Below are 5,681 nucleotides of genomic sequence, written 5' to 3'. Positions count from 1 at the left end.
CACAACTATTAAAGCTATCCCCATATAAAGTTGAACCTTCTTTTCGTCCAATTTAGATACATATCCTGCACCTAAGATAGCTCCTAAAGTCGCAGCTACAAGCATAGATATCAAAGTAACCAAATCAACCTTTACATCTTTGATAAAGATAAGAGCTTCTATAATAATAGGAATTGTCATAGCCGCATTTAAAGTTCCAGGAATAACCCTGTCATTTACTAATTTAAACTGTTTAAATATAGCGGTCATAGGTGCAAACCCGCCTATTCCAAGGGTATCAAAAAAACAAAGAACAAACCCAATACCACTCAAAACCACTTTATTTTCCTTTTCTACTTTATTACTTTTTTTAAACTCTCTATAGTCTTTAATAAAGACTCCTAGATACCACAATCCCATACATAATAAGACTCCTAATAAAATTCCAACCATGTTTCCTCCTTCGATAAAAAACAATACATGTGAAAATAATACCATAATTAAGAGGATTTTACCAATTTTTTGCTTCGGATATAAAGCATTGAATCCGCTTGTCAAACATTAAAATTATATAAAAATAATTTATAAATATAAAATTAAACCTAAAAAACCATTAAAAACGTTTTATATTAGAACAAAACGATAGAAATAGATAAACTGAAAATTTATTTTAATTGCATTTTTTATTTACTTAATTTTTTTTCCTATTGTAAAAATTTTCTATTTTAGTTAGAATATAATGAAAGTTTTTTATATCTAGGAAGGAAATTAAATGAAAATTCTTCATATTATATCCCAAAAACCAAGTGATACTGATAGCGGGATCTACTTACAAAATATAATAAAAGAATTTACCGATTTAAATCATTCTCAAAGTTTAACTTCACAACCCGATCATATTTTAAAAGGTATTAAGAACCAATAATAAAAATAAAACAGGAGGAATCATATGAATTTTAAATGTAAATGCGGTGCTAAATACAGGACTAAAAAGCCTGAATTTACAGGAGATATAGAAGCAACAATCTATACCGACGGAGTAGTAGAAGGAGCCACAACCCCCAGAAGAATAGATGTTTTTAAATGTGATATCTGCAAACAAATCCATTCTGTCAATGAATGCAAAGAGATCAAAGAGAACGCTGGTACTCTTCTTATAGATCCCACAACTGAAGAATATTTAGAAATTTTAAAAAATGAAAAATTTCAAACTATAAATATTAGAGTAAAGACATGGCAAAGAGCCAACGATAAATATAGGGAAGTAGATTCCTTAGACGATCTCAAAGTAAAAGTAGAACTATTAAAAGCTACCATTTCAAAAATTCCTTCTATAACACATTTTAATCAGTATATTACTGTGATGGTTCAAAAAAAAGAAACTCTTTCTGAAGAAAAACCCATAGCAATAATGGAAGAAAAAATCAATAAATTAATCCAAAAAAGAGAAGAAACCTTTGGCAGATTAAAGGAAAAAAATCATTTGAATAATATTCTAACTCAAATCAAGACAATGGAAAAAACAGGTGAAGCAGATGTAACCTATACAGTTCTAGAAAAAGATAATATGAAAATCCTGTTAAATATATTAGGAGAAAGTAGTGCTGAAATGATTTTGAAATCAGAACTTCATAGAAATTTAGGAGAATTTGAAAAATCCATAATTATAGCCAATGAAGTAGATGTAAAACAATATGAAAAACTCAAAGAACTTATAAAAAATCTGAGTGAAAGACATTTAAAAAAACCAGCTAGACTAGATTCTTAACTAAAATTTAAAAAGACCAAAAAATTAAATTTTTTGGTCTTTTTCTTTATTTAAATCATTTTATTTTCAGCTTATATTTCGCCCTTAATTTGTTTAGATATTTTATTTATAAGTTTATATTTTAATTTTTTCAAACCATGAGATAGATTCACCTTATATTTATGAGAATTTTCTAGTCTCTTCCTCTCGGTAGATATTTTCTCTAGTTCTGTCAAATAATAATCCCTTGAGTTTTTTATATCTTTTAACTTTAAATATTCTTTTGTTATTTCACCATCTTTCACATATATTTTAGTAAGTTTTTTATGGGTATATTCTCCCCCTGTCAGAGTAACGCTTTTAAAATCATAGTTTTCATCCATAAGTTCTATAGTATCGTTATTCATCAATAATTTTTTATCCTTGTCTCCATCAACTAAAGTTATTAAATCTGCATAGGCTAGACCATTTTTATCGTAGAGTCTATATACCTCTTTAAAACCAGGATTTGATATTTTAATGACATCTTCAGATAATTTTATTACTGATTTTCCATCAATTTCTACAATCTTATATACTCCTCCAAAACAAGGATTAGACTTACTTACGGCAATAGCATCTCCTACACCATAAGAATCAACCTTTACACCTTGTTCTTTTAGAGCTCTTATTAAATTCTCATCCAATCCATTAGTCAAAACTATTTGAGCTTTATATAAAGATGCTTCATCCAATAATGTCCTGCATTTTTTAGACAGATATGCTAAATCACCTGAATCTATCCTTATACCATAAGTACCCTCGTAGGAATCATCTATCCCATTTTCTTTAAATGAATTAATAGCATTTTGAATTCCTATCTTCAGTGTATTGTAGGTATCGATCAGAAGAATAAGAGGGTTATTCCCACTTTTTCTATTCTTTATAAATTTATCAAAAGATTCTTTTTCTGCATCCCTTCCAACACCAAAAGTCTGAATATATGAGTGTGCCATAGTTCCTACACTAGGGATACCATATTTATATTCTGTAATAATATTTGAATGGGTACTGCACCCACCTATATAGGCTGCTTTATTCCCTTCCACAGCAGAGCTAAATCCATGAGCTCTCCTACTTCCGAATGATAACACAGGGGTAGGGTGAGCTGCTCTAGTTACACGTGATGCTTTTGTAGCTATAGCCATCTGCATATTCATTATATTTAAAATAGGTGTTTCTAAGATCTTGGCCTGAATTATAGGTGCTTTTATAGTTATGATAGGTTCATTTGGATATGCGATCTCCCCGTCTCTCATAGCGTAGATATCACCTGTAAATTTTAATTTCACCAAATATTCTAATAATTCTTCCTCATGAATAAGGATAGAAAAATATTTTCTTTTTTCTTCCTCACTTGTACTATTTAAAACCTCTATTAATTTAATTACTTCACGGATCCCGGAAACTACGGCTAAACCTCCATCCTCTGTTTTACGAAAGTACATATCAAAAACGGCTATCTTTTTCTCCATTCCTTCCTTTAAAAAAACATCACTCTCTGTATATTGATACCTATCGGAATTTATTACGTTTGCAAATTCACTTAATAGTTGTCTATCCTTCATAAGGTGTCTCCTCTTTTATTTATTTAAAATATTAAAAATCCTAATGATTTTATTTTACTCAATATAGTTTATAGCTTTATAGTTTTATTCTTATCTTTACTCTTAAAGCTTCCAATTAAAATTTAAAAAAGGCATTACCGGTAAAATACCGTTACTTGCAAAGTTTAAAAATCCTATCTGAACACCATTTATCTGATCTGTAATATTTATGAGTCCAAATTGGAAAAATGCTTCCTTAGAATAATTAATAATTCCAACTTCATAATTTGAATTTAATTTTGAATAATTAAATATCCCTACTTTTAATCCTGTAAACTCATTTGTAAGGTTTGCTCCTCCTATTAAAAGCCCCTTACTCTCTCCACCATGAAGATTGATAAGCCCTAGACCAGCTCCCTTAAATTTAATATTAACTTTATTAAATATTCCCATCCCTAAAAATATTCCCCCTTGAAGACCTGTAAATTCATCTACTTCACCAGCAAATATATTAAAATCAACCCCTGTAACTTTTTCTGTGGCTCCTAAAAATACCGGTACACGCAAGCCCACAACTTCTTCTTCCCCACCTATATTCAGAGTAGGAGTCAAACCCAATTGAAAATTTGTGGTTTCACTAAAACTTGTTATAGCCACACTGACCATTAAGCTTAAAAATAATATTAATTTTTTCATCTCTTCCTCCTATAATTCTGTCTCAAAAAAGAATGTCACATTATTTGATCCACCATCTATCCCATTAATAGTCCCAAATATTCCTGATCTATGTGAAATTCCCATTCCAATATAGGTATCTTCTAAATTTTCTATCCCAGTAATATCCTTGGCATTAAAAGAAAGAGTAACATCTATATAGTTTAAATAGTTCGAATTGTTTTTATGGTATTGATTGTATCTTTCTAAATTAGTGATCCTACTTATATAAGATAAGCCTTCCGATATTCCCAGTCTTGTACGAACGTATTTATCCCACGGAAACTCTGTCCAGTATATCTTTATACCAAAATTTATCTCATAGCTATTATCATTTGTATAATAATCTGTTTCTTCACCACTATAGCTATTAAAGTGGGTAATAAAACTACTCTGTAAGGTTATATCTACTGGAAAATCATAGGGTCTCTTATACACATATCTTTCCACCTGTATTCCAGCTATTTCCCCATCATTTGGATCTTTTTTGAACTCTTTAAAGGTCAATAAATCACCTATATCTGATTGTGTCGGAATTCCATATAAAGGTCTAATTATATATTTATTTCCATCTACATCAAATGCCTTCCTATTTTTTCCTTCTTTCTCTGTCTCTCCATAGAGATTCAAAGAAAGGAGGGTTATTAAAATAATAACTATTTTTTTCATAACACTTGTATCCTCCCTCATTAATAATATCATGTGGAAATATTGTACCATAATTATTAAATTTATTTTTAAAAAAATTCACTTTTTTAACATTTTTTAAATAAAAAATTTATTTGTTCATAGGCACAAACTTTACATAAATTAAACCAGTTACAAAAAAATTATTTGTATCATTTCTTTCTGTATAGATTAACTGTTGTCTAAACCCGCCTAGAGGAAGGATCATCCTCCCCCCTATTTTTAATTGTTCCATTAGATTTTTTGGAATTTCCATGGGTGCAGCCGATACTATTATCACATCATAGGGAGCCTTTTCCTCATACCCTTCAAAGCCATTTTTGTTCAATACCTCTATATTTTTATAACCTAACTGGTTGAGTTTTTTCTTGGATTCCAAATAAAGATCAAAATCCACCTCCAAGGTAATAACCTGTTTTGCAATTTTAGATATGAGTGCCGCTTCATATCCCGATCCGGTTCCCATCTCTAAAACTATATTGTTTTTTTCTATCTTTAATTTTTCCATCATAATAAGCCACAATATACGGTTGGGAAATTGTTTGTCCAAATCCAATAGGCAGTGGATAGTCATTGTAGGCAAGTTCTATTTCTTCTTCTCTGATAAAAAGATGCCTTTCAACCTCTAAAAATGCAGCTATTACTCTGGGATCTTTTATCCCACGGTGAAACAATTGAGTTTCTACCATGGCTTTCCTTATTTTTTTAAACATCTTTCCTCCTTTAAAAATCTATCATTCTTTTAATCTATCTACAACCTTTGCCAAATTTCGTGCACCTGATTCTTAAACTTGCTTAAGTCCAAGTAGTTATAAACTAAATAGATTATATATGGTGGTCGTGTTTGTCAAACAGTTTATGAAAAAACTTAAGCAATTTTTTGAGTACCAAAATATACCTTAGCAGGTGTTTCATAATCTAAAGAACTATGTCCTCTATCGTTATTATAAAAATTAATATACCTTTTT

The 5,681-nt window shown here is 29.9% G+C and carries 7 protein-coding genes; 1 reads left to right on the top strand and 6 read right to left on the bottom strand.

Features of this window, described 5'->3' with window-relative positions; translation table 11 throughout:
• On the bottom strand, window positions 1-477 hold a 477-nt coding region (locus V5784_RS03500; RefSeq protein ID WP_336887666.1), incomplete at its 3' end, for a sulfite exporter TauE/SafE family protein.
• Between the two features lie 451 nt (window positions 478-928).
• Here V5784_RS03500 and V5784_RS03495 point away from each other — a divergent pair.
• On the top strand, window positions 929-1,747 hold the full coding sequence (locus tag V5784_RS03495; protein ID WP_336887665.1) for a hypothetical protein: 819 nt from the start codon (window positions 929-931) through the stop codon (window positions 1,745-1,747).
• A 71-nt stretch (window positions 1,748-1,818) separates the two neighbouring features.
• Here V5784_RS03495 and V5784_RS03490 read toward each other — a convergent pair whose 3' ends face one another.
• From V5784_RS03490 to V5784_RS03470, 5 genes are all read right to left on the bottom strand, one after another.
• On the bottom strand, window positions 1,819-3,333 hold the full coding sequence (locus tag V5784_RS03490; protein ID WP_336887664.1) for a nicotinate phosphoribosyltransferase: 1,515 nt from the start codon (window positions 3,331-3,333) through the stop codon (window positions 1,819-1,821).
• Between the two features lie 102 nt (window positions 3,334-3,435).
• On the bottom strand, window positions 3,436-4,008 hold the full coding sequence (locus V5784_RS03485) for a hypothetical protein (protein ID WP_336887663.1): 573 nt from the start codon (window positions 4,006-4,008) through the stop codon (window positions 3,436-3,438).
• 9 nt (window positions 4,009-4,017) lie between these two features.
• Complete coding sequence (locus V5784_RS03480; RefSeq protein ID WP_336887662.1) at window positions 4,018-4,695, bottom strand: hypothetical protein; 678 nt, start codon at window positions 4,693-4,695, stop codon at window positions 4,018-4,020.
• Window positions 4,696-4,804: 109 nt separating this feature from the next.
• The gene (locus V5784_RS03475) at window positions 4,805-5,224 is read right to left on the bottom strand and encodes a protein-L-isoaspartate O-methyltransferase (RefSeq protein WP_336887661.1); all 420 of its coding nucleotides are present in this window, start codon (window positions 5,222-5,224) and stop codon (window positions 4,805-4,807) included.
• On the bottom strand, window positions 5,157-5,426 hold the full coding sequence (locus tag V5784_RS03470) for a hypothetical protein (RefSeq protein WP_336887660.1): 270 nt from the start codon (window positions 5,424-5,426) through the stop codon (window positions 5,157-5,159). The genes V5784_RS03475 and V5784_RS03470 overlap by 68 nt, the downstream gene beginning before the upstream one ends.
• Window positions 5,427-5,681: the final 255 nt, after the last annotated feature.

The sequence above is a fragment of the Psychrilyobacter sp. genome, assembly GCF_037132775.1.
Classification (GTDB): Bacteria; Fusobacteriota; Fusobacteriia; order Fusobacteriales; family Fusobacteriaceae; genus Psychrilyobacter.
The sequence above is the reverse complement of the archived record's forward strand: the minus strand, read 5'-3'. Positions and strand labels throughout refer to the sequence as shown.